Below are 25964 nucleotides of genomic sequence, written 5' to 3' on the forward strand. Positions count from 1 at the left end.
AAGGTTACTGGCTCAGCTTGGCTGCATGCCGCTGGTGGCGCTCCATGTAGCGTTCCACGTAGGAACACGATGGAATGACGGTGTAACCCATTTCTTCAGCGTACTCCAACGCCTTCTCGGTCAAGGCTGCCGCAATGCCGCGACCACGCAGTGCGTTGGGCACAAAGGTGCGATAGATATCCAGGGTCTGTTTCCCCAGATCCATATAGGTCAGGTAGGCACGATGACCGTCCACATTGGTCTCGAACTGATGACCAGCCTGGTCATGGTGGATGGACAACGCCTCGCTCATCACTACTCCTCGCGGGTCTGGAATTCTGACCCCTACCTTACCGATGTTTTTCCGGCGAAGGAACATCTACGCCACCCCGTGCCTGAATGGACACCGAGAAGAGCTGTACCAATCTCGCACAACCGAGCACGTATCAAATAGTAGGCACTATTGGCAGAAATGCTCAAGGTACGCTCGTCATCACGCCGATTGGCGGGTGCTGCTCCGGGTGACGCAGAGACGGCTCGACCGAAGATCTGTGTAGGTCAATAGCCTGAACATTGCCGGATATTGAGACTTAAGACGAGCGCCCTTTGTTAAAGTCACCTGAACATGGAGAAAGATATGAGAGGCGCCACGCAAAATCCGAAAAAAAGTGTAGACGAATCCATCTAGACAGACTTTAGCCAAGACTCGGAAAAGAGCTGTGAGCGCGCGAAACTTTTCTTCGGCGGCTCGCTCAGCTCGGGCCTCCCAGCTGGATATTTTTTAAACAATGCAGTTAAAAGTTGCTCGAAAAAGAATCAACGCCTACAATTTTTTTGGCTTCTTGCTTTACGTCAGTTTACTTACGACAAGTAATGGGTAGTATGTACGCCGGCTATTTCCTCACTCTGAGGAGACAGCTAACTTAATAGAAAGTCCTTGAAGGGGAACACGATGAACAACGTTCTGAAATTCTCTGCTCTGGCTCTGGCCGCAGTTCTGGCTACCGGTTGCAGCAGCGTATCGAAAGAAACCGAAGCACGTCTGACCGCTACTGAAGACGCAGCAGCTCGCTCCCAGGCTCGTGCAGACGAAGCTTACCGTAAAGCTGATGAAGCTCTGGCTGCTGCTCAAAAAGCACAACAGACTGCTGACGAAGCTAACGAGCGTGCTCTGCGCATGCTGGACAAAGCTAGCCGCAAGTAATAATCCTTCGGGATTGTTATCAAGCCGACCCATTTTTTGGGTCGGCTTTTTTATTGCCCGCAATTTCGTACCGGCAATAAAAAACCCGCCGACGCGGTCAGCATCGGCGGGTTCCTTTCAAACATTACTGCAACGGGTCGATCGGCGCACTCGTCACCATCGGCGCCGAGGAATTCGGCACTCCGATTTCCACCGGCAGACCATCTTCGGCGGCAACCACGTCGCGGACCACATCCCAGTTCATGCGCAGGTTGTTGGTGATGTCCTCACGCTTGAGCATCGCGTTGATCACCGCGGTGTGTTTGTCGACCACAGAAGGATTGCCCTTGTCGTCCAGCGGCGTGTGCGCTTCCAGATACACCTTGCCGCCACTGACACCGAACTTGTACGGGTCGCTGATAATGCGCACCGACGTGCCTACCGGCACCATGCTCGCCATTTCCAGCACGTTGTTGTTGAACATGCGGAAGCAACCGTGGCTTGTGCGCATGCCGATGCCGAACTTCTTGTTCGAACCGTGGATCAGGTAGCCCGGCGTGCCCAACGTGAACTTGAACGGCCCCAACGGGTTGTCCGGGCCGGCCGGCACCACGTTCGGCAGTGGATCGCCATCGGCGGCGTGCTCGGCCTTGATCGACGCTGGAGGGGTCCAGGTCGGGTTCGGCGTCTTGGCGGTGATGCTGGTATGGGCAATCGGCGAGCCCCAGCCTTCACGGCCGATACCCAGCGGGAAGGTGTACACCACGTTCCGGCCTTTCGGGAAGTAATAGAGGCGGTACTCGGCCAGGTTGATGACGATGCCTTCACGCGGGCCCGGTGGCAGGATGAAGCGCGTCGGCAGCACCACTTCGGTGCCAGCACCCGGCAGCCATGGATCGACGCCAGGGTTGGCCGCGACCATTTCCGAATAGCCCAGATCGTAGGTGGTGCCAAGGTCAGCGAAGGTATCTTCGTACTTGGCCTTGATCACCTGGACCTGACCGACGATGTCTTCACCGGGCGGTGGCAGGGGCAGCTCCAATGCTGCTACGGGACCCGCCACACAGAGGGCGGCGAGAGACAGGTAGCGGGTGACGGCAGGAAAGCGCGGCAACATCCGGAAAATCCTTCGCATGATCGACAAGGGTATAAAAACGGGATTGTACACCGGCATCTGGAAAATCGGGGAGTTGACCGATAGCAAGCAATCTATCGGGCTCTAAAGCTCGAAACGCAGTTCCGGCCAGATCGGCGATGTGCCGCGTTTTTGCGATTCCAGAATGGCCCGGCACAGCGAACACAGGCGCTGATCCTGAAACACACGGCGATCGACGCTCGACCAGCGCGGTTGTGCTGGCAACAGGCTGCCGCACAAGGTCCGGTCCGCCGAGCCGCCCAACTCCAGTTGACGGGTCACCAGATGTACCCGCACTTCCTGGCAGGCGAACAGATCCAGCTGTTCGTCAGGCTCGATCAGTTGGTAGGCAAAAAGTGACCAGGCAGGACGCGGCATCGGGGGCTCCAAATCGGGGGCGCCACCTTAGCCGAAACACCGCCACTAGAAAAGCGTCAAAGCAGCGGTTTCAGTGTCGGCCAGACATTTTCCAGCAACTTGTCCTGAGCCCCGACAGCCGGGTGCAGTCCGTCGGACTGCATCAAGTCTGGATGACCGCCCACGCCGTCGAGAAAAAACGGCACCAACGGGATCTTTTTCTCTTCGGCCAGCGTGCTGTAGACCTTCGCGAAGGCCTCGGTATAGCGAACGCCGTAGTTGGGTGGCAATTGCATGCCGAGCAGCAGCACCTTGGCGCCACTGGCGCGGGAGCTGTCGATCATTGCTGCAAGGTTTTGTTGCAATTGCGTCGGCAGCAATCCACGCAGGCCATCGTTGCCGCCCAACTCGAGGATTACCAACTCAGGCTTATGCTCTGCAAGCAGCGCGGACAGGCGCGCCTGGCCTCCGGCGCTGGTGTCGCCGCTGATGGACGCATTGACCACCTTATCGTCAAAACCTTCGCGCTTGAGCCGTTGCTCGAGCAGGGAGACCCACCCCAAGCGGGTATCCAGCCCGAAACCCGCGCTGATACTATCGCCAACGATCAGGACTGTACCCGCCGCTGCGTTCTGGGCCATGCACATCAAGGCCAGGCCAGCACTCAAAAACCACACACGCATCGGATTCTCCATGGGCGCAAGCATTCTCACCGCGAAGAACCTCAGCAAAGTGGTTCCCAGCGCGGAAGGTGAACTGACTATCCTGCACGAACTCAGCCTGGAACTGAACAAGGGCGACAGCCTGGCCATTGTCGGCGCCTCCGGTTCCGGCAAATCCACCCTCCTCGGCTTGCTCGCCGGTCTCGACCTGCCGAGCAGCGGCGACGTCACCCTCGCCGGGCAAGCCCTGAGCAATCTCGATGAAGACCAACGCGCACGTATCCGGGCCGAGCATGTCGGGTTTGTGTTTCAGTCCTTTCAACTGCTCGACAGTCTCAATGCCCTGGAAAACGTCATGCTGCCGCTGGAACTCGATGGCCGCAAAGACGCCCGTGAACGCGCCACCGAGTTACTGCAACGGGTCGGCCTGGGCCAGCGACTGACCCATTCGCCACGCCAGCTTTCGGGCGGCGAACAGCAACGCGTGGCGATTGCCCGTGCGTTTGCCGCCGAACCCGATGTGCTGTTCGCCGACGAACCAACCGGCAACCTCGACAGCCACACCGGCGAACGCATCAGCGATCTGCTGTTCGAACTCAACCAGGAACGCGGTACAACCCTGGTGCTGGTGACCCACGACGAACGCCTGGCACATCGCTGCCGACGCCTGATCCGCCTTGAAGCCGGCCTGCTGGTCGCCCCTCTGGAGCCTTGATGGCACGCCTGCCGCTGTTGCGCCTGTTCAGTCTTGCCATCCGCCAACTGCTGCGCGACGCCCGCGCCGGTGAGTTGCGCGTGTTGTTTTTCGCCTTGCTGGTGGCCGTGGCGGCGAGTACCGCCATCGGTTACTTCGGCGCCCGCCTGAACGGTGCCATGATGCTGCGCGCCACTGAGTTTCTCGGTGCCGACCTGTTGCTTGAAGGCAGTTCACCGGCGCGGCCCGAACAGATTAAAAGCGGCCTAGAGCTGGGCCTCGAACACGCTCAGGTGGTGGAATTCTCCAGCGTCATCGCCACTGACAATGGCATTCAGCTGTCCAGCATCAAAGCTGCCGACGACGTCTACCCACTGCGCGGCGAACTGAAAAGTGCCCCGGCGCCCTTCGCCCCGGAAGAACCCGGTGGCGGACCGAAACCCGGTGAAGCCTGGGTCGAAGCGCGACTGTTGACTGCGCTGGACCTGAAGATCGGCGACAGCATCGACGTCGGCATGAGAACCCTCAAACTGGCGCGAGTGCTGACCTACGAACCGGACCGCGCCGGCAATTTCTACAGCCTGACGCCGCGGGTGCTGATCAACCTCAGCGACCTCGCCGCGACCGGCGTGGTGCAACCCGGCAGCCGGGTCAGTTACCGCGAACTTTGGCGCGGTAAAGCCGAGGCGCTGGAAACCTATCATCAATTGATCAAACCCGGCTTGGCCGCCAACCAGCGTTTGCAGGATGCCCGTGATGGCAATCGACAGATCGGCGGTGCCTTGGGCAAGGCCGAGCGGTACTTGAACATGGCCAGTCTGGTGGCAGTTCTGCTGTCGGGTGTGGCGGTGGCACTGTCGGCCACTCGCTTCGCCACCCGCCGATTCGATGCCAGTGCATTGCTGCGTTGTCTGGGGTTGTCGCGGCGGGAAACCATGGTGTTATTCAGTTTGCAGCTGACGGTGCTCGGGCTGCTCGCCAGTATCAGTGGCGCCCTCATCGGCTGGTTTGCGCAGCTGGGGCTGTTCGCGCTGCTGCATGATTTATTACCGACCGACGTTCCACCGGGCGGTCTGTTTCCTGCCATTGCCGGGATTGGCACCGGATTGGTGGCGTTGGCCGGTTTTGCCTTGCCGCCACTGGCGGCACTGGGCCGGGTTCCGCCATTGCGGGTATTGCGTCGGGACATGCTGCCAATTCCCTCTAGCACCTGGATGGTTTACGGCGCGGCATTGGGCGCCCTCGGGCTGATCATGTGGCGTCTGAGCCTGGACCTGGTGTTGACCTTCGCCCTGCTCGGTGGCGGCGTGATCGCAGCATTGGTGCTTGGCGGCTTGCTGTTGCTGCTTCTGAAGAGTCTGCGCCGAATGCTGGCGCGCGCCTCTTTGCCGTGGCGCCTCGGGCTAGGCCAATTGCTGCGTCATCCACTGGCGGCCGCGGGGCAATCCCTGGCCTTCGGCTTGATTCTGCTGTCCATGGCGCTGATCGCATTGCTGCGCGGCGAGTTGCTGGACACCTGGCAGAACCAGCTACCGAAAAACGCGCCTAACTATTTCGCGCTTAACATTCTGCCAGCGGACAAACAGGCGTTCATTGATCGCCTGAACAAACTGTCGGCGCAATCGGCGCCGCTATACCCGGTGATACCTGGACGGCTGATCAGCGTCAACGGCGAGCCGGTACAGGAAATCGTCAGCAAGGATTCGGCCGGTGACCGAGCGATCCAGCGCGACCTGAGTCTGACTTGGGCGGCGGATTTGCCGGCGGGCAACAAACTCACTGCGGGCAACTGGTGGGCCGAACAGACGCCGGACGAAATACCCGGCGTATCGGTAGAAGGCAAAGTCGCCGAAAGCCTGAAGCTCAAGCTCGGCGATCACATGGTCTTTACTGTGGGCGGCGTCAATCGCGAAGCGAAAGTCACCAGCCTGCGGGAGATCAACTGGGACAACTTCCAGCCTAACTTCTTTATGATCTTCCAGCCCGGCACACTGAAGGATCTGCCTGCAACCTACCTGACCAGTTTTTATCTGGCGGCCGGTCATGATCAGCAGATCGTGGATCTGTCCCGGGCGTTTCCGGCGGTGACCATCTTGCAAGTCGAAGCCTTGCTCGAGCAGCTGCGCAGCATCCTCGCCCAAGTCACCCTGGCGGTGGAATACGTGCTGTTGTTCGTGTTGGCGGCGGGGATGGCGGTGTTGTTTTCAGGCTTGCAAGCGACGCTCGATGAACGCATTCGCCAAGGCGCCTTGTTGCGAGCGCTAGGGGCCGAGCGGCAACTGTTGGTCAAGGCCCGGCGGATCGAGTTCGGTTTGCTTGGAGCGGTCAGCGGATTGTTGGCAGCGCTGGGTTCGGAACTGGTGAGTCTGGTGCTCTACCGCTACGCCTTCGACCTGCCGTGGCACCCGCATCCGTGGTTGTTGGTGCTGCCACTGATCGGTGCGGTGCTGATCGGGGGAGCCGGTGTGTTTGGTACGCGCCGTGCGCTGAACGCCAGCCCCCTGACAGTCTTGCGCGAGGGTTGATAGACTCAAGCTCTCTCTACCAAAAGAAGTTGCCATGAGCCGTTATCGCCCTCCCCGCACCGCTGGCACCGCGCTGATCACCCCCGAAGGTGAAGCGCGGATGCGGGCCGAGTTTCATGAGCTCTGGCATGTTCGACGGCCGCAGGTGACACAGTCAGTCAGCGAGGCCGCGGCACAGGGCGATCGCTCGGAAAACGCCGAATACACCTACGGAAAAAAGATGCTGCGCGAGATCGACAGTCGCGTGCGCTTTCTCACCAAGCGGCTGGAAGCGCTCAAAGTCGTCAGCGAAAAACCGAGCAATCCGAACAAGGTCTATTTTGGCGCCTGGGTCACGATTGAAGACGAGGACGGCAAAGAGTCGCGCTACCGCATTGTCGGGCCGGATGAGCTGGACTTGAAACTGGGCCTTATCAGCATCGATTCGCCGTTGGCGCGCGCCCTGATCGGCAAGGCGCTGGACGCCGAGGTTCGGGTCCAGACACCGACCGGTGAGCAGTGCGTGTATATCGTGGCGATCGACTATCTCTGAGCCATAGCGCTCTGAGCCTCAACGGCGGGTAATCAGCCCCTGTCGGGCAACGCGAGTCAATTGCTTGATCACTTCGGGGGCGTCCTCGAGGCTGGGCGATTGAATCACCGCCAGATCGAAACTGTCGCTGGCAAATCGAGCCAGCGATTCACCCTCTTCGACAAACTGGATCAGGAAGGCCGCAGGCCCACCGGTGCGACGTGGCCAGCCATCGAGATAACGCAAGAGTGTCGGCTGATGTTTGCCGCCAAGCAGGATTTTTGGATTGCGCTGGGTGAGGTGTGCCGTGATCGGCGCGGGGCGTATAACAGGGCTTAGTGCATTCATTGTGTCGTGTCTCAGCCTCAAAAGTCTGCATGGCAGGTGAGAGGCAACACCGAACCAGCGCTTTAGCGGTATTTCGAAGCCTGTTTCAAGCTTCTATCGGCAACTGAATGAGTCACCTGGCGCCCCGCAAGTAGCTGTTTAAATCGGCGCATGGGCAGCATCCTAGAGAAGCTGACCGGACAGTGTCAAGAATGACGAGCAACAAAAAGGCCCGCGCAATGCGAGCCTTTTCACTAAGCCAGAGCGGTCAGCCAGCGATAGCGCGGTCAGCCGAGAGCTTGCCGGCGCCTTCGATCAGCACCGCGATGCTGCCGCCGAGCAGGGCCAGGGCGAATTCATAACCGTTGTTGACCATGAACAGACCATGAGGGAGATGCACCGAGAAGATCGCCACCAGTGAGAGGATGGTCAGGCCGAGGGCTGCCGGGCGAACCAGCAAGCCGATGATCAAGGCCAGACCGGCAAAGAACTCAGTACCACCGGCCAGCGTCGCCATCAGGTAACCCGGCGCCAGGCCGATGCTTTCCATGTACTGCGCGGTGCCCGCCAGGCCGTAACCACCGAACGCCCCAAAGAGTTTCTGCGAGCCGTGGGCAGCGAAGATGATGCCGACGAAGATCCGCAAAACGGTCAGGCCGTAGCCAGCGCGGGTAAACAGTACCTTGTTGATCAGTGTGCTCATGCTGTGTCATCCGTTGTCAGTGTGTGTTGGTTGGCCGCTATATTAATCAGTAAATCTCATGTTAAAAGCGCAATAAATTCGCCATAACAATCAGTTTATTCGATTATTTACGTGACGCAACTTTCTGCCCCTGGGGCTCCAACGACTCCCGCTCCCGATCGAACGCCAGGTAATACTTGTTCACGCTATTAACATAGCTGACGGCGCCCATTCCCACCTGCTCCATGGCGATGCGCTCCACCTGGAAGAACCACTGATTGGGATTCAAACCGCGCCGACGAGCCTCGGCACGCATGCCCTGAACGCGCTCCGGCCCCATGTTGTAGGCCGCCAGCACGAACGCCATGCGCTCGCGCTCGTTGAGTTTGGGGCTGGCAAAGAATTTGCGGCGGATCATCGCCAGGTACTTGGCCCCGGCCTGCACATTGGCGTCGAGATTCTGAATGTTGTTGACCCCCACCCGCTGGGCGGCGGACGGGGTGATCTGCATCAGGCCGGTAGGGCCGCTGCCACCGCGGGCGTTGGGTTGCAGGGCTGATTCCTTGAACGCCAGGGCAGCCAGATTCAACCAGTCCATGCCTTGGGCTTCAGCGTGCTTCTGCAACACCGGGCGAAGTTTCTCGAGGCGCTGCCGATCAGCCTTGGCCAATGGATAGTGCACTTGATACAGACGTCGATAGATCCGCAGGAACGCGGCATCCTGATCCGATGGTTTCTTGTAACCGGTCAGGAAGCGATCAATGCTCGCCCGCAACATTGAGGCGTCGCGGCGCACGAACCAGAATTCTTCGCCCGGTTCACTGATGAGCACCTGGCGATCGAAACGCAACTTGGGCAGGATCTTGCCCCAGCGCTCGGCGATGGGTTGCTCGACGATCGTCAGGTGAAAGATTCCGCCCTGGACCATTTCCAGCACATCCTCGACCGCCAAACTGGGATCGACCCACTCGATTGTCACCAGTGGCAGTTTAAGCAGCGCGAGCTTTTGATTGATCTGGCTGACCGCGTCCCCGGCGGCACTGCCGGTGGGCAACGCCAGGGTTTTGCCGGAGAGTTGTTCGAGATGGGTGTAACGTCGCTCGCCTTTGATCCCGACCAATACCAACGGGATGTTGCTGGCAATCGGTTCACTGGTGCTGACCGCGTGGCCCGGTTGCAGGTCGAGCAGCTCCCCCGGTGCGACCAGATCACCCTCGCCGCGCTGCAAAGCGCCGATCAGTTGATCCTTGGCCTTGGGTATGATCTTGAGGGTGATTTCCTGACCGTCGCGGGCGTGACCGTTGAGGTACTGCTCGAAGGCACGCAAGCGGTGGTATTCAACACCGATGGCCTGGCCCTGAACTTCGCCGGAGCTGTTGCGGCTCTGGTTGACCAACACCCGCAGCACACGACTGCTGCGGATTTCCGCCAAGTCGCGCACTTTGGTCGAAGGCACGGCTTGCAGCGGCCCGGCCAGACGCGCAACCGCCGGCATCGGCAGCAGCAACGAACAACACAGCAGTAGCAAAACCGAGGGACGTATCATCCACTCTCCAGAAAGAATACTGGGCCGATCTCAAGAGTTTTCATGAAATCGAACGACAGAAACAGAGCGCCTTGAGCGCTGGCAAAGTGCGAAAGACTGGCACAGTGATGGCACGCTAGCCACCCTGACCTGTCTCGCGGCATCAAGAGACAGCTTTAACTCGTTGTAGTTCTTGGCTTTTCTTATAAATCTACAGCTCTGATATGCTTTCCGGCCTTTGGTCCGAGGTAGCACCATGCAACTCATCGATATCGGCGTCAACCTGACCAACCCCAGTTTTGCCGACAAACACCAGGCTGTACTCGACCGCGCCTACGCGGCCGGGGTCTGCCAATTGGTGCTCACCGGCACCAGTGTCGAGGGCAGCGAACAGGCGCTGGAACTGTGCCGGCAACTGGACGAAACGGCTCAGCGGCTGTTCGCCACCGCCGGCCTTCACCCCCACGGCGCCAGCGACTGGAACGCCGACAGCGCCCAGCGTCTGCGCAGTTTACTCAAGGAGCCGAACGTCGTGGCAGTGGGTGAATGCGGGCTGGATTTCAATCGTGATTTCTCGCCGCGCCCGCAGCAGGAAAAAGTCCTGGAAAAGCACTTGGAGTTGGCGGTCGAGTTGCAATTGCCGGTGTTCCTCCACGAGCGCGATGCCAGTCAGCGCTTGCTGGAAATCCTTCGCGATTACCGTGATCAATTGCCGGCCGCCGTGGTGCATTGCTTCACGGGCGAAAAGAAGGCGCTGTTCAGTTATCTCGATCTGGATTTGCACATCGGCATCACCGGCTGGATCTGTGATGAGCGCCGGGGCACGCACCTGCATCCACTGGTGAAAGAGATCAAACGGGGACGGCTAATGCTGGAAAGCGATGCGCCGTATCTGTTGCCGCGCAGTCTGCGACCCAAGCCGAAGAATGGTCGCAACGAACCGGCGTATCTGACCGAAGTATTGCGGGAAGTGGCATTGCATCGCGGGGAAAGCGAGGAAGATCTGGCGGCTCACAGCACGGCGTGTGCGCGAGCGTTCTATGGGTTGCCAATGGTCGACTGACGAACCGAACCTGTGGGAGCGGCGGTGCGACGATTCGACTTGCTCGCGAAGGCGGTACATCAGTCAACATTTTTGTCGACTGACACACCGCTTTCGCGAGCAAGTCGAATCGTCGCACCGCCGCTCCCACATTATCAGTGACTGTTGCGCATCATCTCTTTAGGCACGTACTTGCCGATCTCGAACTTGCCGATCGCCGCGCGGTGCACTTCGTCCGGGCCGTCGGCCAGACGCAGGGTGCGCTGCATCGCATACATGTAGGCCAGCGGGAAATCGTTGGACACCCCTGCCCCGCCATGGATCTGGATCGCCCGGTCGATCACCCGCAAGGCCACGTTCGGCGCAACAACCTTGATCTGAGCGATTTCGCTCTTCGCAATCTTGTTGCCAACGGTGTCCATCATGTACGCCGCTTTCAACGTCAGCAGGCGTGCCATGTCGATTTCCATTCGCGAATCGGCAATCTTGTCGATGTTGCCGCCCAGGCGTGCCAAAGGTTTACCGAACGCAGTACGGGTTACCGCCCGTTTGCACATCAGTTCCAATGCACGTTCGGCCATGCCGATTGAACGCATGCAGTGGTGAATCCGACCCGGGCCAAGGCGACCCTGAGCGATTTCGAAGCCGCGTCCTTCGCCCAACAGGACGTTTTCGTACGGCACGCGGACGTTTTCGAACAGCACTTCGGCGTGGCCGTGAGGTGCGTCGTCGTAACCGAACACTGGCAGCGGACGAACGATCTTCACGCCCGGGGCATCCACCGGCACCAGAATCATCGAGTGCTGCGCATGACGCGGCGCGTCAGGATCGCTCAGGCCCATGAAGATCAGAATCTTGCAGCGTGGATCGCAGGCGCCTGAGGTCCACCATTTTTTGCCGTTGATCACCCATTCGTCGCCATCACGCACGGCACGGGCGGCCATGTTGGTGGCGTCGGAGGAAGCCACGTCCGGTTCAGTCATGGCGAACGCCGAGCGGATCTCGCCGCGCAGCAACGGTTCGAGCCAGCGTTGCTTCTGTTCTTCATTGGCGTAGCGCACCAGCACTTCCATGTTGCCGGTGTCGGGCGCAGAGCAGTTGAACGGTTCAGGCCCCAGCAGCGAACGGCCCATGATTTCGGCCAACGGCGCGTATTCGAGGTTGGTCAGGCCGGCGCCGAGTTCGGACTCCGGCAGAAACAAATTCCACAAACCTTCAGCCTTGGCCTTGAGTTTGAGCTCCTCCATGATTGCGGTCGGCTGCCAGCGATCGCCCTCGGCGACCTGGCGCTCGAACACCGCTTCGGCGGGATATACGTAGGTGTCCATGAACGCGGTCACGCGCTCACGCAGTTCTTGCACCTTGGGCGAATAAGCGAAATCCATGGGCAGCTCTACCTTTTAACGGAGGGTTTTGATGAGTTGTTCAGGTCATGCAATCGATGCTAGAACAGCTACGAAAATTTACCTAGCCTATTCTCGGCGTGTATTAACATTCATCACCGATATATGATCGGCTGATCGAGAGCCCAACAATAAGAGTGCAGCGCAATGAATCTGAGCAAGGTCGACCTCAACCTTTTCATCGTCTTCGACGCGATCTACACCGAAGCCAACCTGACCCGCGCCGGGCAGATTGTCGGCATTACTCAACCGGCGGTCTCGAACGCTCTGGCCCGTCTGCGGGAGACCTTCAATGATCCGCTGTTCGTGCGTACCGCTCAGGGCATGGTCCCGACGCCCATGGCGCAGAACATTATCGGACCGGTGCGCAACGCCCTCTCCTTGCTGCGGGTGTCGGTGCAGGAAAGCCGTATTTTCAACCCGTTGCAGGCGGTCAAGACCTACCGCATCAGCATGACCGACCTCACCGAAGCGGTGATCCTGCCGGCACTGTTCCAGCGCCTGCGGCGCCTGGCGCCGACGGTGATCATTGAAAGCTTTCTGTCCAAGCGCCGCGAAACCACCAAGGAACTGGCGGCCGGGCGCCTCGATTTCGCCGTCGATGCGCCGCTCAACACCGACCCGCAAGTGCGCCACGTCAAGTTGATGGAAGACCGTTACGTGTGCGCCATGCGCAAGGGCCATCCGCTGGCGGGCAAAGAGAAATTCACCCTCGATGATTACCTGTCGCTGACCCATATCCATATTTCCAGCCGTCGCAGTGGTCTGGGCCATGTCGACCTGGCCTTGGGCAAAATGGGCATTCAGCGCAAGATCGCCCTGCGATCCCAGCATTACTTGATGGCATCCCAGGTATTGCAGCAGACCGACATGGTGATGACCGTGCCGGAACGCTTTGCCCGTCGCCATGATTTGTACTCGGTGAACCTGCCGGTCAACGATGTGCCGCCGGTAGAAACCCACCTCTACTGGCACGAAAGCACCGACCAGGACCCGGCCAACCGCTGGATGCGCGAGCAGATGATCGAGTTGTGCCAGCAGGTGACGGCACATGAGAAGAAGCTCGACAAAGTGTAGGACTTGGCACCGCGTCATCGTTCTTCGTCGGAACGCCGCCCGGAGCAGCCCGCTCCCCCATTCGATCGCATTCTTTCTGAAAGAACTGGGTTAAATGTGGGAGCGGGCTTGCTCGCGAATGGGCCCGCAAGAACACTGAAGATTCATGCTGCTTGACGTAAACGTCAACCTGACATTAGCTTAGCGCCATGACCTTTTTCGAGCGCTTCCATGAGCAGCCAGACCTATAGCATTTCCGACCTCGCCCGCGAGCTCGACATCACCACCCGGGCCATTCGCTTTTATGAAGAGCAAGGCCTGCTCAGCCCCGAGCGACGCGGTCAGGAACGCATCTACTCGCCCCGTGACAAGGTCAGCCTGAAGCTGATCCTGCGGGGCAAGCGCATTGGTTTCTCCCTGGCCGAATGCCGCGAGCTGATCGAACTCTACGATCCCTCCGGCGGCAATCAGAAACAGCTGCAAACCATGCTGACCAAAATCGCCGAACGTCGTGAACAGCTCGAGCAGCAGATGCTCGACATCGAACAGATGAAGCTGGAACTGGACACCGCGCAGGAGCGTTGCACCCAGGCGCTGGAACAGACGATCAAAAACCAGCAGGTCATTCAGTAGGTCTACACAAATCTAATGTGGGAGCGGGCTTGCTCGCGAAAGCGATCAGTCAGCCAGCATCAATGTTGAATGTAAGTCCGCTTTCGCGAGCAACCCCGCTCCCACATTTGAACAGTGTTCGTCCATAACAATAGGTCAATCCCATGTCCCTACCCACTCACGTACGCCTGGTCGAAGTCGGCCCACGCGACGGTCTGCAAAACGAAGCCCAACCCATCAGCGTTGCGGACAAGGTGCAACTGGTCGACGCGCTGACCGCCGCCGGTCTCGGCTATATAGAAGTCGGCAGTTTTGTTTCGCCCAAATGGGTACCGCAAATGGCCGGTTCCGCCGACGTCTTCGCGCAGATCCAGCGTAAGCCTGGCGTGACTTATGGTGCACTCGCCCCCAACCTGCGCGGGTTTGAAGACGCCATTGCAGCCGGGGTCAAGGAAGTCGCGGTGTTCGCCGCCGCGTCGGAATCGTTTTCCCAGCGCAATATCAATTGCTCGATCAGCGAAAGCCTGGAGCGTTTCGTGCCGATCATGGACGCCGCCAGGCAACACGGGGTCAGCGTGCGCGGTTACGTGTCCTGTGTGCTGGGCTGCCCTTACGAAGGAAACGTCGCGCCGGAACAAGTCGCTCGAGTCGCTCGCGAGCTCTATGCGATGGGCTGCTATGAAGTTTCCCTGGGCGACACCATCGGCACCGGCACCGCTGGCGCGACCCGCAAGATGTTCGAGGTGGTGTCGGCCGACGTACCCCGTGAAAAACTGGCCGGGCACTTCCACGACACTTATGGCCAGGCCATGGCCAACATCTACGCCAGCCTGCTGGAAGGCATCTCGGTGTTTGACAGCTCCATCGCCGGCCTCGGTGGCTGCCCATACGCCAAGGGCGCCAGCGGTAACGTCGCCACCGAAGACGTGGTTTACCTGCTCAATGGCCTGGGAATCGAGACCGGTATCGACCTGGACGCCTTGATTCTGGCCGGTCAGCAGATTTGCACGGTGCTGGGGCGACCGACCGGTTCGCGCGTGGCCAAGGCTCGTAGCGCACAGTGAGTGCGCGGATGTGTCCGGGTGTTACCGCTGCGTCTGAAACGTGGGGCGCAAGCGAGTAACACGGAAACAAATTGTCGGGTTTTGACTGAACGAAAAATCCGATAAAAACTTAAGGCATTGATTTTAAAGGCTTTTTAAAAGTTGGCACGGCTTCTGCTATCTCTACTGCATAACAAGAACAAAAAAAGCGGCAAACCTAATAAAAATAAGACGTAACGACTCTGACATAACAAAAACAACACGGCAGAGACGCAGCTAACAGATTTTTTTGGAGAGGATGTGCTTTTCAGGGTGCTTTTCGGAGTAACCCGCAACCAGGCAGAGAACAATAAAACTACCTTCAGGTAGCTACCGAATTGGTTGGATCGCTTAGCGAAAAAGTAGATCAGCGCTCAAAAAAATACGTTTGCTCTTGATCCCGGATGGGGATCGACAAAAACAGCGGTAAAGGGCCACGGTTTCCAAAAACAACAAAAGACCGCCCCTCAATAATAAAAAAAGAGCACGCGCAACGACAAAATTAAAGGGGAGCTTCGGCTCCCCTTTGTGCTTTCTGGCGTTTGACTTTCCCCCTCTCCAAATGTGGGAGCGGGCTTGCTCGCGAAAGCGGTGTGTCAGTCAACATTTTCGTCGGCTGATACACCGCTTTCGCGAGCAAGCCCGCTCCCACAGGGGATTGTGGTCAGCCTTTGATATCGCGCAATTCCTCGATGCTGATCTCGCGCATCCGAAACTTCTGAATCTTCCCCGTCACCGTCATCGGAAACTCTTCGACGAACTTGAAGTAACGCGGTGTCTTGAAGTGCGCGATGCGCTCCTTGCACCAGGCTTGCAGCTCCTGCTCGGTAGCACTGTGGCCCGGATGGAACTTGATCCAGGCGACAATCTCTTCGCCATACCGCGAGCACGGAATCCCGATCACTTGCACATCCGCGACTGCCGGATGGGTGAAGAAGAACTCTTCCAACTCCCGCGGGTAAATATTCTCACCGCCACGGATGATCATGTCCTTGTTACGTCCGGCAATGCATACGTAGCCTTCGTCGTTCATGCTCGCCAGATCACCGGTGTGCATCCAGCCAGCCTGGTCGATGGCTTCCTCGGTGCCTTGCGGGTTGTTCCAGTAACCGAGCATCACGCTGTAGCCGCGGGTGCACAGCTCACCGATAGTGCCGCGCGGCACCAGGTTGCCCGCCTCGTCGATGATTTTGCTTTCCAGTTGCGGCTGGGTGCGACCAACGGTGGTGACGCGCAATTCCAGTTCGTCTGACGGACCGGTCTGCAACGACACCGGACTAGTTTCCGTCATGCCGTAGGCGATCTGCACTTCGCTCATATGCATGTCACTGATGACCCGGCGCATCACTTCGATCGGACAGGTCGCCCCGGCCATGATCCCGGTGCGCAGGCTCGACAGATCAAATTCAGCGCGCTTGGGCTGATCGAGCATGGCGATGAACATGGTCGGTACGCCGTAAAGCGCGGTGGCCTTTTCTTCGGCGACGGTGGTCAATGTCAGCAGTGGATCGAACGCATCGTTGGGGTAAATCATGGTGCTGCCGTGGGTCATGCAACCGAGGTTGCCCATGACCATGCCGAAGCAGTGGTACAGCGGCACCGGGATGACCAGACGATCACTCGCGGTCAGGCCGAGGCTTTCGCCGACCATGTAACCGTTATTGAGAATGTTGTAGTGACTGAGGGTCGCGCCCTTCGGGAAACCAGTGGTGCCGGAGGTGTACTGGATGTTCACCGCCTGGTCGAAATGCAGGCTGTGCTGACGTTCGCTCAATTGCTCTGCCGACACGCTCCCCGCGAGATCGGTCAATTGCGACCACGGCAGGAAACCCGATGGCGGCTGAGCATCAAGGCTGATGACACCGCGCAGTTCCGGCAGTCGTTCACTCTGCAATTTTCCGATGGAGTGCTCAGCCAACTCGGGAACGAGGCCTTGCAGCATCCCGTGATAGTCGGAGGTCTTGAAGGCGCCTGCGCAGACCAGCCATTGGCAACCGGATTGCTTCAACACATATTCGAGTTCGGAGCTGCGGTAGGCCGGATTGATGTTGACCAGAATCACGCCAATTTTCGCGCTGGCGAACTGACTGATACACCATTGGGCGCAGTTCGGTGCCCAGATACCCAGGCGATCACCGGTCTGCAAGCCCAGCGCCAACAGCGCTCTGGCATGCAGGTCCACGGCTTCGGCCAATTGCTGCCAGGTGTAGCGCAACTGTTGATGGCGCACGACCAGCGCCTCCCCGCTCGGATACTGCGCGACGGTGTTATCGAACGCCTGGCCGATGGTCATCGCCAGCAAGGCTTTGTCCTGGGAACCACGGGTGTAACTGCGCTGCGGGCTTGCACTGGGTTGATCCATGACGACCCCTATTGTCTTTATTTATGGGTTGCCGACGGTCACCTGTGGGAGCGGGCTTGCTCGCGAAGGCGTCGTGTCAGTCGACATTAACTTTGACTGACACACCGCTTTCGCGAGCAAGCCCGCTCCCACAGGGTTGGTCCGCGTTCTATCTTGAACTGGCTCTACTCTCGCTCAAGTTGACGTTAACGTAAAGGGTGATTGACAGTCATTCGTCACAGGCTTACGTTAACGTAAAGGTGAGAGCCACATCACTGCCCTCCCTACCCTACAAAAAAGCCAAAAGGTGACCCATGAGCTACCCATCCCTGAACTTTGCCCTCGGTGAAACCATCGACATGCTGCGCGATCAGGTTCAGTCCTTCGTCGCCAAAGAGATCGCACCACGCGCCGCTCAGATCGACATTGACAACCTGTTCCCCGCCGACCTGTGGCGTAAATTCGGCGACATGGGCCTGCTGGGCGTGACCGTCCCGGAAGAATACGGCGGCGCTGGCTTGGGTTACCTGGCCCACGTGGTGATCATGGAAGAAATCAGCCGTGGTTCGGCGTCGGTCGCCCTGTCCTATGGCGCGCACTCCAACCTTTGCGTCAACCAGATCAACCGCAACGGTAATCACGAACAGAAAACCAAATATCTGCCGAAGCTGATCAGCGGCGAACACATCGGCGCCCTGGCCATGAGCGAACCGAATGCCGGTTCTGACGTGGTGTCGATGAAACTGCGCGCCGACAAGCGCGGCGATCACTACGTCCTGAACGGCAGCAAGACTTGGATCACCAACGGTCCGGACGCCAACACCTACGTGATCTACGCCAAGACCGACCTGGAAAAAGGCCCTCACGGCATCACCGCGTTCATCGTAGAGCGTGATTCCAAAGGCTTCAGCCGCAGCAACAAATTCGACAAGCTCGGCATGCGCGGTTCCAACACCTGCGAGCTGTTCTTCGACGACGTCGAAGTACCGGAAGAAAACATCCTCGGCGTGCTCAACGGTGGCGTGAAAGTGCTGATGAGCGGCCTCGATTACGAACGCGTTGTCCTGTCCGGCGGCCCGACCGGGATCATGCAGGCCTGCATGGACTTGATCGTGCCGTACATCCACGACCGCAAGCAGTTCGGCCAAAGCATCGGCGAATTCCAGCTGATCCAGGGCAAAGTCGCCGACATGTACACCCAACTCAACGCCAGCCGCGCCTACCTGTATGCAGTAGCCCAGGCCTGCGAACGCGGAGAAACCACCCGCAAGGATGCCGCAGGCGTGATCCTCTACAGCGCCGAACGCGCCACGCAAATGGCCCTCGACGCGATCCAGATTCTCGGTGGCAATGGCTACATCAACGAATTCCCGGCCGGTCGTCTGCTGCGTGACGCCAAGCTGTACGAAATCGGTGCCGGCACCAGTGAGATCCGTCGCATGCTGATCGGTCGCGAACTGTTCAACGAAACCCGCTAAACGGAGCTGTCCATGGCTATCCTGCATACCCAGCTCAACCCCCGTTCGGCGGAGTTCGCGGCCAACAGCGCGGCGATGCTCAAACAGGTCGACGACCTGCACACCCTGCTCGCTAAAGTGCAGCAAGGTGGCGGGCTGAAGGCGCAAGAGCGCCACACCTCGCGGGGCAAACTGCTGCCTCGTGAACGGATCAATCGCCTGCTCGATCCGGGTTCGCCGTTTCTCGAAATCAGCCAATTGGCGGCCTACGAGGTTTATGGCGAAGACGTTCCGGCCGCTGGCGTGATTGCCGGGATCGGTCGTGTGGAAGGCGTCGAATGTATGATCGTCGCCAACGACGCCACCGTAAAAGGTGGCTCGTATTACCCGCTGACCGTGAAAAAACACCTGCGCGCCCAAACCATCGCCCAGCAGAATCGCTTGCCGTGCATCTATCTGGTGGACTCCGGCGGCGCCAACTTGCCGCGTCAGGATGAAGTGTTCCCGGACCGCGAGCATTTCGGGCGGATCTTCTTCAACCAGGCCAACATGAGCGCTATGGGCATCCCGCAGATTGCGGTGGTCATGGGCTCCTGCACCGCCGGTGGCGCGTACGTGCCGGCCATGGCCGACGAAGCAATCATGGTGCGCGAGCAAGCGACGATTTTCCTCGCCGGCCCGCCGCTGGTAAAAGCCGCGACCGGTGAAGTGGTCAGCGCCGAAGACCTTGGCGGGGCCGATGTGCACTGCAAGATTTCCGGGGTGGCCGACCACTACGCCGAGAGCGATGAACACGCCTTGGCCATTGCGCGACGCAGCATCGCCAACCTCAACTGGCGCAAGCTCGGCGAAGTGCAACAGCGCACGCCCATCGCCCCGCTGTACAACAGCGACGAGCTCTACGGCGTGGTGTCGGCGGATGCCAAGCAGCCGTTCGACGTGCGCGAAGTGATCGCGCGGTTGGTGGACGGTTCGGTGTTCGACGAATTCAAAGCGCTGTTCGGGACGACCCTGGTGTGCGGCTTTGCCCACTTGCACGGTTACCCGATCGCGATCCTCGCCAACAACGGCATTCTGTTCGCCGAAGCCGCGCAGAAAGGCGCGCACTTCATCGAACTGGCCTGCCAGCGCGGCATTCCACTGCTGTTCCTGCAAAACATCACCGGTTTCATGGTCGGCCAGAAATACGAGGCCGGCGGCATCGCCAAGCACGGCGCCAAACTGGTGACCGCCGTGGCGTGCGCCAAGGTGCCGAAATTCACTGTAATCATCGGCGGCAGTTTCGGTGCCGGTAACTACGGCATGTGTGGGCGAGCTTACGATCCACGCTTCCTGTGGATGTGGCCGAACGCACGCATCGGCGTGATGGGCGCCGAGCAGGCCGCGGGTGTTTTGGTGCAGGTGAAACGCGAGCAGGCCGAACGCAGTGGCCACGGTTTCAGTGCCGAGCAGGAAGCCGAGATCAAGCAACCGATCCTCGACCAGTATGAAGAACAGGGTCATCCCTACTACTCCAGCGCCCGTTTGTGGGACGACGGCGTCATCGACCCGGCGCAAACCCGCGATGTATTGGCCCTGGCGTTGTCGGCTTCGCTGAACGCGCAAATAGAACCGAGCCGCTTCGGCGTGTTCCGGATGTGATTTTATGTGGGAGCGGGCTTGCTCGCGAAGGATTCACCGCGGTCTATCTGATGCACCGCGTTATCGTTCTTCGCGAGCAAGCCCGCTCCCACATGAGTTGTGGAGACGGACAAATATGAGCGACTTCAACACCCTCGAACTGCTGACCGACCCGCGTGGTTTCGCGACCCTGTGGCTCAGCCGTGAAGAAAAGAACAACGCGTTCAACGCCGAAATGATCCGCGAACTGATCCTCGCGCTGGACAAAGTGTCGAGCGACACCAGCCTGCGGTTTCTGCTGGTGCGCGGACGCGGCAAGCATTTCAGCGCCGGCGCGGATCTGGCCTGGATGCAGCAATCGGCCGAACTCGATTACCACACCAACCTCGACGACGCCCGGGAACTGGCGGAGTTGATGTACAACCTCGCCAAGCTGAAAGTCCCGACGCTGGCGGTGGTGCAAGGCGCTGCATTCGGTGGTGCGCTGGGCCTGATCAGTTGCTGCGACATGGCCATCGGCGCCGATGACGCGCAGTTCTGCCTGTCGGAAGTGCGCATCGGCCTGGCCCCGGCGGTGATCAGTCCGTTCGTGGTGCAAGCCATCGGCGAACGCGCGGCACGTCGCTATGCGCTGACTGCCGAGCGTTTCGGCGGACAACGAGCGCGGGAAATCGGCTTGTTGTCGGAGAGTTATCCAATCGCTGAGCTGGAGCAAAAAGTCGAACAGTGGATCGACAACCTGCTGCTCAACAGCCCGGCCGCCATGCGCGCCAGCAAGGAATTGCTGCGCGAAGTCGGCCACGGCGCACTGACCCCGGCACTACGCCGCTACACCGAAAACGCCATCGCCCGCATCCGCGTCAGCCTCGAAGGTCAGGAAGGCCTGCGGGCCTTTCTGCAAAAACGTCCGCCGAGCTGGCAAGCCGAAACCACCACCAAGGAGCCGCGTTGATGAGCGCACCTGTTCTCACCACCCTGCTGGTGGCCAACCGCGGCGAAATCGCTTGCCGGGTGATGCGCACCGCCAAAGCCCTGGGCCTGACCACCGTGGCCGTTCATAGCGCCACTGACCGTGAAGCCCGACACAGCCGCGAAGCGGATATCCGCGTCGACCTCGGTGGCAGCAAAGCCGCCGACAGTTATCTGCAAATCGACAAACTGATCGCCGCCGCCAAAGCCAGTGGCGCTCAGGCGATTCATCCGGGTTATGGCTTTCTTTCCGAGAACGCCGGGTTCGCCCGCGCGATCGAAGAAGCCGGCCTGATTTTCCTCGGCCCGCCCGCCTCGGCCATCGACGCGATGGGCAGCAAATCCGCCGCCAAAGCCTTGATGGAAACCGCCGGCGTGCCGCTGGTGCCCGGCTATCACGGTGAGGCTCAGGACCTCGACACCTTCCGCGACGCCTGCGAACGCATCGGTTATCCGGTGCTGCTCAAGGCCACCGCGGGGGGCGGCGGCAAAGGCATGAAAGTGGTCGAGGATGTCAGCCAGTTGGCCGAAGCCCTGGCCTCGGCCCAGCGTGAAGCGAAATCCTCGTTCGGCGATTCGCGGATGCTGGTGGAGAAGTACCTGCTCAAACCGCGCCACGTGGAAATCCAGGTCTTCGCCGACCAGCATGGCAACTGCTTGTACCTCAACGAACGTGACTGCTCGATCCAGCGTCGGCACCAAAAAGTCGTTGAAGAAGCACCCGCTCCAGGCTTGAGCCCGGAACTGCGCCGCGCCATGGGCGAAGCCGCCGTGCGTTCGGCGCAAGCCATCGGTTACGTCGGCGCCGGTACCGTGGAGTTTCTGCTGGATTCGCGGGGTGAGTTCTTCTTTATGGAGATGAACACGCGCCTGCAGGTCGAGCACCCGGTCACCGAAGCCATCACCGGCCTCGATCTGGTGGCCTGGCAGATTCGTGTGGCCCGTGGCGAAGCGCTGCCGATGACCCAAGCCGAGGTTCCGCTGATCGGCCATGCCATCGAAGTGCGGTTGTATGCCGAAGACCCGGGCAATGATTTCCTGCCGGCGACCGGTCGACTGGAGCTGTATCGTGAATCCGCGCAAGGTCCGGGACGGCGGGTGGACAGTGGTGTCGAAGAAGGCGACGAGATTTCGCCATTCTACGACCCGATGCTCGGCAAACTGATTGCCTGGGGCGAGGATCGTGAACAGGCGCGACTGCGGCTGCTGAGCATGCTCGATGAGTTCGCCATTGGCGGGCTCAAGACCAACATCAACTTCCTGCGCCGGATCGTCGGCCATCCGGCGTTTGCTGCGGCCGAACTGGATACCGGGTTCATTCCGCGTTATCAGGAAGAACTGCTGCCAGTCGCCTCGGACCTCAGTGACGAATTCTGGCAAGCCGCCGCCCAGGCGTTTGCCCAAAGCCAGCCGAGTTCTCCACGAGCCGATGACCCGGTTTCGCCTTGGGCCAACAGCAATGGTTTCCGTGCCGGACTGCCGATAGAAATCACACTGCACTTGAGTTGTGAAGGCCAGGATCGAGCGCTGACGTTGGGCGCCGCTGATGCCCACACCGCTCAACTCAAGGGCGAACAACTGCTGACCGAGCACAACGGCCTGCGCCGCCAGCATCGGGCAATCCGCCGAGGCGACGTTCTGTATCTGCAATGGGAAGGTGAATTGCGCCGCATCGAGTCCTACGACCCGATCAGCGCCGTCGAGGCCAGTCACAGCCATCACGGCGGGCTGACCGCCCCCATGAATGGCAGCATCGTGCGGGTATTGGTGGAAGCCGGGCAAACGGTCGAAGCCGGGGCGCAGTTGGTGGTGCTGGAGGCGATGAAGATGGAGCACAGCATTCGTGCACCACACGCCGGGGTGATCAAGGCGCTGTATTGCCAGGAAGGCGAGATGGTCAGCGAAGGCAGTGCGTTGGTCGAGTTTGAAGAAGCATGAAATGAAGATCGGTCCTACGTCTTGCGAGGACCGATCTGATTAGAACCTGGCTGTCGCCTGAACCACCACGCCGATAATTCGGCACTCTTCGGTGTAAAGGGCTTTCGGATACGTCGGATTGAGCGGGACCAGGTAACGCTGCCCGCCCTCTTCTATCAGTTTGCGAAAGGTCGCCTCGGCGCTGTCGGGCCATTGGGCGATCACCAGCTTTCCGGGTTCCGGCACGATGGCCGGGTCCACCAGGATCATCATGCCCTCGGCAATGCTGATACCCGTGGGCGCGGTCATCGCATCGCCCACCACACTCAGCCAGAAGGCCGGGCCCTGGGCGTGGTAGTCGGTCAGCTCGAAGCGTTCCTCCTTGCGATACACCGTCACCTCACCATCGCGCAGCTGCGCCGGCTCCTTCCAGTCACTGACCGGGTAGCGGAAGTACGGGTTGTACTTCAGCGCCAGAGGCATCTCCTCCTCTTCCAGGATGAGTGGTTCGCGGATCACCAGCGCCACTTCGAGAAAATCCATGCCCAGCGCCTTCAACACACGGTTCATGTTGACGACGCCGGGGTCGCGGCGTTTGTTCAGCCAGTGGCCGACGCCGCCCTGGGACATCCCGAGGCGATCTGCGAGTTCTTCTTGAGTGACTTTGAGTTCACTCATCTTGGCCTTGACCAATTCAATCCATTTATCCATGTGCGGCACCATACGTGGGCGCCTCCGGCCATCAAAACACAAATTGTAGTATTTAATCTCTCGTCATAAATACAGTACGTACTAGGATTGGTTCACGGATCTGAATCTATCACGGAGCTTGCCATCGCCATGTCCATCCCCTGCAACGACCTGCCTGACATGCAAATCGACACTTCCCTCACCTCGCCAAAAGGCTCTGCCGCCGCGCAACGAGCGCTGGACTATTACTTGAAACCAGCTGTTTCAGAGGAAGTGGTCGAAGAACTTTTCTTTGACGTAAACCGCAACATCAGCTGCGAAGAGGCGCTGGTCCATGCCACGGATTTGCTACGTTGTGCCGCCGCCATCGCGTACGAGTCAGCCAGCAATTTGCAGGGCGCAAGTCGGGACCTGGCGTTTTCGGCGGTGCACATGATCGACATGGCCAAGGCGATGGTGGATCGATCCCTGGAGGGCGATCAGAACGGGTGAGACACGGGTGCTGACGAGGAGGACGGGAAAGAATTTTCCAATCGTGCAGGTAAAAACATTTGACTTGCAAACGAGAATGATTATTATTGCATGCAGCTGGTCGCGAGATCAGTCGATTGTCCAAGTGACCTTAGGTCGGTCTCCTGGACTATCTCCTCATCAGGCTAATCACGGTTTTTGACCCGGCTTTTTGCCGGGTCTTTTTTTGCCAGTTATTCTGGCTTTACCTTCAGGCTAATGAAGTCTTTAGGTGCTGCAAATTCGAATGGCGCGGATGATATCAAAAGAATATCCGTTGGCAAGAGAAGCCCGGCATCATTGGCCCAAACTAATCAAAAATAGCGCTTGAGAATCAATCGCACAGTCTCTAAGCTGCGTCGGCGTCAAGGAGGACGCCCCCCGCTTCAGCCCAGAATTTCCCCCGGTTTTTCCCTTCCCAGCGTGTAAAGTAACAGCCATAAAAATCATATTCAGGAATCGACTATGACCGTGGCTAAATCCTCTTTCGATATCAGTGCCAACTTCGACAGTGGCAACATTGAAGTGCTGGACATCAGCAATCCGTTGCAAGCCCTGCTGGCCATCAAGCCAGACACCTGCAGCCAACACTTTCAGTGGTTCCACTTCAAGGCCAGCGGTCTGCACGTCGGTCAGGAACACTGGTTTCGTCTGAACAATGCCAGCAAGTCCTCCTACAATAAAGCCTGGGATGGTTATCAGGCGGTGGCGTCCTACGACCACGTCAACTGGTTCCGGGTGCCGACCATTTTCGAAGGTGACTGCCTGCGCTTCAGCCTTGAGGCCACCGCCACCCACGCCTGGTTTGCTTACTTCGAACCCTACAGCCGCGGTCGCCATGACTGGTTGATCGAGCAAGCGCTGACCAAGGCCGGCACCGAACTGCTGGCCACCGGCAAGAGCGTCGAAGGTCGGGATATCCAGCTGCTGCGTAAAGGCACGGGCGCCGAAGGTCAACGCAAGGTCTGGATCATCGCCCAGCAACACCCCGGCGAACACATGGCCGAATGGTTCATGGAAGGCGTGATCGAACGTCTCGAAAAACACGACGATCCGCTATTGAACAAACTGCTGACTAGCGCCGATCTGTATTTGGTGCCGAACATGAACCCGGACGGCGCTTTCCATGGTCACCTGCGCACCAACGCCATGGGCCAGGACCTGAACCGCGCCTGGCAGAGCGCCAGCCAGGAAATCAGCCCGGAAGTGCTGTTCGTTCAGCAGCAGATGGAAAAGTACGGCGTGGACCTGTTCCTCGACATCCATGGCGATGAAGAAATCCCCTACGTGTTCACCGCCGGCTGCGAAGGCAACCCGGGTTACACGCCACGGATCGAAAAACTCGAAGAGCACTTCCGCAGTCATCTGAAGCACCTGACCAAGGACTTCCAGACCAAGCATGGCTACACCCGCGACGAACCGGGCAAAGCCAACATGACCCTGGCGTGCAACAGCGTCGGCGAGAAATTCGACTGCCTGTCGCTGACCCTCGAAATGCCCTTCAAGGACAACAACGATGCGCCAAATGCGCTGACCGGCTGGTCTGGCAAACGCTCGAAACAATTGGCCAAGGATGTGCTGACCACCGTTGCTGACATGGTCGATACCTTGCGCTGAATGATCAGAATCAAAAGATCGCAGGCTTCGCCAGCTCCTACGCCGATCGTGTGAACCGCACGAATCTT

Annotated in this window: 24 protein-coding genes; 14 read left to right on the forward strand and 10 right to left on the reverse strand. The window is 59.2% G+C overall.

Translation table 11 applies throughout. The features are described 5' to 3' along the window. Nucleotides 1-4 precede the first annotated feature (4 nt). Nucleotides 5-292, reverse strand: coding sequence for a GNAT family N-acetyltransferase (locus E3W21_RS18865; RefSeq protein WP_008057026.1), 288 nt, complete (start codon nucleotides 290-292; stop codon nucleotides 5-7). Nucleotides 293-931: 639 nt separating this feature from the next. Between E3W21_RS18865 and oprI the strand changes: the two genes are divergently transcribed. Beyond that, the gene (gene oprI / locus E3W21_RS18870) at nucleotides 932-1183 is read left to right on the forward strand and encodes an outer membrane lipoprotei OprI (RefSeq protein WP_002553018.1); all 252 of its coding nucleotides are present in this window, start codon (nucleotides 932-934) and stop codon (nucleotides 1181-1183) included. 124 nt (nucleotides 1184-1307) lie between these two features. Here oprI and E3W21_RS18875 read toward each other — a convergent pair whose 3' ends face one another. The 3 genes from E3W21_RS18875 to E3W21_RS18885 all read right to left on the reverse strand — a co-directional run bounded on the left by E3W21_RS18875 (nucleotide 1308) and on the right by E3W21_RS18885 (nucleotide 3337). Then, nucleotides 1308-2279: a L,D-transpeptidase family protein gene (locus tag E3W21_RS18875; RefSeq protein WP_056740322.1), complete on the reverse strand. Its 972-nt coding sequence runs from the start codon at nucleotides 2277-2279 to the stop codon at nucleotides 1308-1310. 102 nt (nucleotides 2280-2381) lie between these two features. Then, nucleotides 2382-2675 carry a hypothetical protein gene (locus E3W21_RS18880; RefSeq protein ID WP_003226812.1) on the reverse strand — a complete coding sequence of 98 codons (294 nt, stop codon included), beginning with the start codon at nucleotides 2673-2675 and terminating at the stop codon, nucleotides 2382-2384. 56 nt (nucleotides 2676-2731) lie between these two features. After that, nucleotides 2732-3337: an arylesterase gene (locus E3W21_RS18885; RefSeq protein ID WP_129436986.1), complete on the reverse strand. Its 606-nt coding sequence runs from the start codon at nucleotides 3335-3337 to the stop codon at nucleotides 2732-2734. A gap of 10 nt (nucleotides 3338-3347) precedes the next feature. Here E3W21_RS18885 and E3W21_RS18890 point away from each other — a divergent pair, with 10 nt between their 5' ends. The 3 genes from E3W21_RS18890 to greB are packed head-to-tail and all read left to right on the forward strand — an operon-like array spanning nucleotide 3348 to nucleotide 7067. Further along, nucleotides 3348-4031, forward strand: a complete 684-nt coding sequence (locus E3W21_RS18890; RefSeq protein WP_033057202.1) for an ABC transporter ATP-binding protein — start codon at nucleotides 3348-3350, stop codon at nucleotides 4029-4031. Further along, complete coding sequence (locus E3W21_RS18895; protein WP_134421413.1) at nucleotides 4031-6535, forward strand: ABC transporter permease; 2505 nt, start codon at nucleotides 4031-4033, stop codon at nucleotides 6533-6535. The genes E3W21_RS18890 and E3W21_RS18895 overlap by 1 nt, the downstream gene beginning before the upstream one ends. 34 nt (nucleotides 6536-6569) lie before the next feature. Next, on the forward strand, nucleotides 6570-7067 hold the full coding sequence (gene greB / locus E3W21_RS18900) for a transcription elongation factor GreB (protein ID WP_134421414.1): 498 nt from the start codon (nucleotides 6570-6572) through the stop codon (nucleotides 7065-7067). Nucleotides 7068-7085: 18 nt separating this feature from the next. Here the strand turns inward: greB and E3W21_RS18905 are convergent, their stop codons facing one another. The 3 genes from E3W21_RS18905 to E3W21_RS18915 all read right to left on the reverse strand — a co-directional run bounded on the left by E3W21_RS18905 (nucleotide 7086) and on the right by E3W21_RS18915 (nucleotide 9601). Next, nucleotides 7086-7394, reverse strand: a complete 309-nt coding sequence (locus E3W21_RS18905; RefSeq protein ID WP_046056997.1) for a hypothetical protein — start codon at nucleotides 7392-7394, stop codon at nucleotides 7086-7088. 247 nt (nucleotides 7395-7641) lie between these two features. After that, the gene (locus E3W21_RS18910) at nucleotides 7642-8076 is read right to left on the reverse strand and encodes a DoxX family protein (protein WP_129436989.1); all 435 of its coding nucleotides are present in this window, start codon (nucleotides 8074-8076) and stop codon (nucleotides 7642-7644) included. 103 nt (nucleotides 8077-8179) lie between these two features. Next, nucleotides 8180-9601: a transglycosylase SLT domain-containing protein gene (locus E3W21_RS18915; RefSeq protein WP_134421415.1), complete on the reverse strand. Its 1422-nt coding sequence runs from the start codon at nucleotides 9599-9601 to the stop codon at nucleotides 8180-8182. Between the two features lie 235 nt (nucleotides 9602-9836). On the opposite strand from E3W21_RS18915, the gene E3W21_RS18920 reads away from it, so the two are divergent. Next, nucleotides 9837-10643, forward strand: a complete 807-nt coding sequence (locus E3W21_RS18920) for a TatD family hydrolase (RefSeq protein WP_129436991.1) — start codon at nucleotides 9837-9839, stop codon at nucleotides 10641-10643. Nucleotides 10644-10777: 134 nt separating this feature from the next. Here E3W21_RS18920 and E3W21_RS18925 read toward each other — a convergent pair whose 3' ends face one another. Then, a complete protein-coding gene (locus tag E3W21_RS18925) occupies nucleotides 10778-12007 on the reverse strand; it encodes an acyl-CoA dehydrogenase (protein WP_134421416.1) in 1230 nt (409 codons plus the stop codon). A 165-nt stretch (nucleotides 12008-12172) separates the two neighbouring features. Between E3W21_RS18925 and E3W21_RS18930 the strand changes: the two genes are divergently transcribed. The 3 genes from E3W21_RS18930 (at nucleotide 12173) to E3W21_RS18940 (ending at nucleotide 14757) form a co-directional block, all read left to right on the forward strand. After that, a complete protein-coding gene (locus tag E3W21_RS18930) occupies nucleotides 12173-13102 on the forward strand; it encodes a LysR family transcriptional regulator (RefSeq protein ID WP_046047541.1) in 930 nt (309 codons plus the stop codon). A 210-nt stretch (nucleotides 13103-13312) separates the two neighbouring features. Next, on the forward strand, nucleotides 13313-13714 hold the full coding sequence (locus tag E3W21_RS18935; protein WP_134421417.1) for a MerR family DNA-binding transcriptional regulator: 402 nt from the start codon (nucleotides 13313-13315) through the stop codon (nucleotides 13712-13714). Between the two features lie 143 nt (nucleotides 13715-13857). Continuing rightward, nucleotides 13858-14757, forward strand: coding sequence for a hydroxymethylglutaryl-CoA lyase (locus E3W21_RS18940; RefSeq protein WP_134421418.1), 900 nt, complete (start codon nucleotides 13858-13860; stop codon nucleotides 14755-14757). A gap of 682 nt (nucleotides 14758-15439) precedes the next feature. Here E3W21_RS18940 and E3W21_RS18945 read toward each other — a convergent pair. Further along, nucleotides 15440-17137 (reverse strand): AMP-binding protein, encoded by a 1698-nt coding sequence (locus tag E3W21_RS18945; protein WP_134421420.1) that lies wholly within the window; start codon nucleotides 17135-17137, stop codon nucleotides 15440-15442. 293 nt (nucleotides 17138-17430) lie between these two features. On the opposite strand from E3W21_RS18945, the gene E3W21_RS18955 reads away from it, so the two are divergent. From E3W21_RS18955 to E3W21_RS18970, 4 genes are all read left to right on the forward strand, one after another. After that, nucleotides 17431-18594 carry an isovaleryl-CoA dehydrogenase gene (locus tag E3W21_RS18955; protein ID WP_129436997.1) on the forward strand — a complete coding sequence of 388 codons (1164 nt, stop codon included), beginning with the start codon at nucleotides 17431-17433 and terminating at the stop codon, nucleotides 18592-18594. Nucleotides 18595-18606: 12 nt separating this feature from the next. Further along, nucleotides 18607-20214 (forward strand): carboxyl transferase domain-containing protein, encoded by a 1608-nt coding sequence (locus tag E3W21_RS18960; protein ID WP_134421422.1) that lies wholly within the window; start codon nucleotides 18607-18609, stop codon nucleotides 20212-20214. Between the two features lie 115 nt (nucleotides 20215-20329). Continuing rightward, nucleotides 20330-21145, forward strand: coding sequence for a gamma-carboxygeranoyl-CoA hydratase (locus E3W21_RS18965; protein WP_129436999.1), 816 nt, complete (start codon nucleotides 20330-20332; stop codon nucleotides 21143-21145). After that, nucleotides 21145-23100: an acetyl/propionyl/methylcrotonyl-CoA carboxylase subunit alpha gene (locus E3W21_RS18970; protein ID WP_129437000.1), complete on the forward strand. Its 1956-nt coding sequence runs from the start codon at nucleotides 21145-21147 to the stop codon at nucleotides 23098-23100. The genes E3W21_RS18965 and E3W21_RS18970 overlap by 1 nt, the downstream gene beginning before the upstream one ends. Before the next feature lie 39 nt (nucleotides 23101-23139). Here E3W21_RS18970 and E3W21_RS18975 read toward each other — a convergent pair whose 3' ends face one another. After that, nucleotides 23140-23790: a LexA family transcriptional regulator gene (locus tag E3W21_RS18975; RefSeq protein ID WP_134421423.1), complete on the reverse strand. Its 651-nt coding sequence runs from the start codon at nucleotides 23788-23790 to the stop codon at nucleotides 23140-23142. Nucleotides 23791-23919: 129 nt separating this feature from the next. Between E3W21_RS18975 and E3W21_RS18980 the strand changes: the two genes are divergently transcribed. Then, nucleotides 23920-24261 carry a DUF6124 family protein gene (locus E3W21_RS18980; protein WP_134421425.1) on the forward strand — a complete coding sequence of 114 codons (342 nt, stop codon included), beginning with the start codon at nucleotides 23920-23922 and terminating at the stop codon, nucleotides 24259-24261. Nucleotides 24262-24744: 483 nt separating this feature from the next. Beyond that, entirely contained in the window at nucleotides 24745-25896 is a 1152-nt protein-coding gene (locus E3W21_RS18985; protein WP_134421427.1) for a M14-type cytosolic carboxypeptidase, read from the forward strand. Nucleotides 25897-25964: the final 68 nt, after the last annotated feature.

This window comes from Pseudomonas sp. F01002 (genome assembly GCF_004402115.1).
GTDB classification, from domain to species: Bacteria; Pseudomonadota; Gammaproteobacteria; order Pseudomonadales; family Pseudomonadaceae; genus Aquipseudomonas; species Aquipseudomonas frigoris.